Source organism: Timonella senegalensis JC301, assembly GCF_000312125.1.
GTDB classification, from domain to species: Bacteria; Actinomycetota; Actinomycetes; order Actinomycetales; family Cellulomonadaceae; genus Timonella; species Timonella senegalensis.
In genome coordinates, this window is the sequence record NZ_HE978646.1 from 4,203 (window position 1) to 6,022 (window position 1,820).

General features: G+C 53.9%; 2 rRNA genes (1 of these 2 only partly in view). Both read left to right on the forward strand.

The features are described 5' to 3' along the window. A 23S ribosomal RNA gene (locus HGSM_RS13460) occupies positions 1-1,518 on the forward strand; it begins 1,993 nt to the left of the window's first position. A 95-nt stretch (positions 1,519-1,613) separates the two neighbouring features. Continuing rightward, positions 1,614-1,731, forward strand: a 5S ribosomal RNA gene (gene rrf, locus HGSM_RS13465). Positions 1,732-1,820: the final 89 nt, after the last annotated feature.

Consider the following 1,820-nt stretch of genomic DNA (forward strand, 5'->3'; position numbering starts at 1 on the left):
GGTGTGCTGGGTATGGAGTGTGGTGGAGTGAGCGTATTAACAGGGGTGACGCAGGAAGGTAGCCAAACCGTCGCGATGGTTGTCGACGGCCAAGGATGTAGCCCGAGTCTTAGGTAAATCCGGGATTCGTTATATGGGTGAGATCTGATGGGGTTAAGTTGGTGATCCTCTGCTGCCTAGAAAAACCTCGGCGCGAGGTGTGAGCCGCCCGTACCCTAAACCGACTCAGGTGATCAGGTAGAGAATACTAAGGCGATCGAGATAATTATGGTTAAGGAACTCGGCAAAATGCCCTCGTAACTTCGGGAGAAGGGGGGCCCCGACCGTGAACACCCGTGCGGTGGTAAGCGGGTAGGGGTCGCAGAGACCAGGGAGAAGCGACTGTTTACTAAAAACACAGGTCCGTGCGAAGACGCAAGTCGATGTATACGGACTGACGCCTGCCCGGTGCTGGAAGGTTAAGAGGACTGGTTAACCACTTTGGTGGTGAAGCTGAGAATTTAAGCCCCAGTAAACGGCGGTGGTAACTATAACCATCCTAAGGTAGCGAAATTCCTTGTCGGGTAAGTTCCGACCTGCACGAATGGCGTAACGACTTCTCCGCTGTCTCAACCATAAACTCGGCGAAATTGCAGTACGAGTAAAGATGCTCGTTACGCGCAGCAGGACGGAAAGACCCCGGGACCTTTACTATAGCTTGGTATTGGTGTTCGGTATTGCATGTGTAGGATAGGTGGGAGACTGTGAAGCATGCACGCTAGTGTGTGTGGAGTCATCGTTGAAATACCACTCTTGCGGTTTCGGATACCTGAACCTCGGACCCTGATCGGGTCCAGGGACAGTGCCTGGTGGGTAGTTTAACTGGGGCGGTTGCCTCCTAAAATGTAACGGAGGCGCTCAAAGGTTCCCTCAGCCTGGTTGGCAATCAGGTGGCGAGTGTAAGTGCACAAGGGAGCTTGACTGTGAGACTGACAGGTCGAACAGGGACGAAAGTCGGAACTAGTGATCCGGCCATGGCTTGTGGAAGCGTGGTCGCTCAACGGATAAAAGGTACCCCGGGGATAACAGGCTGATCTTGCCCAAGAGTCCATATCGACGGCATGGTTTGGCACCTCGATGTCGGCTCGTCGCATCCTGGGGCTGGAGTAGGTCCCAAGGGTTGGGCTGTTCGCCCATTAAAGCGGTACGCGAGCTGGGTTTAGAACGTCGTGAGACAGTTCGGTCCCTATCCGCTGCGCGCGTAGGAAACTTGAAAAGGCCTGTCCCTAGTACGAGAGGACCGGGACGGACGAACCTCTGGTGTGCCAGTTGTACCGCCAGGTGCATGGCTGGTTGGCTACGTTCGGAAGGGATAACCGCTGAAAGCATCTAAGCGGGAAGCCTGCTTTAAGATGAGGTTTCCATCAACTTTTGTTGTGGAGGCGCCCAAGAGATTATTGGGTTGATAGGCCGGGTGTGGACGCGAGGACTAACGACTCGTGGAGCTGACCGGTACTAATATGCCAACAACTTAAACATTACAAGTTTCTTGTTTTTTCGCAGATTGCGTGTTCGCGTTCACTAGCCAGTTCTCATCCCACGACCCATGCTTGGTTGTTGGTGATGGTAGGTGTTTCGGTTGTTATAGCGTAAGGGAAACGCCCGGTCTCCATTTCGAACCCGGTAGCTAAGCCTTACAGCGCTGATGGTACTGCACTCGGGAGGGTGTGGGAGAGTAGGACGCAGCCGGACTTAACTTATAGTGTGGTTGAGCCTCGCTACCCTCGTGTCGGGGGTGGTGGGGCTCCCATTGTTTATGGCGTCCACTATCGTGTTCTTGT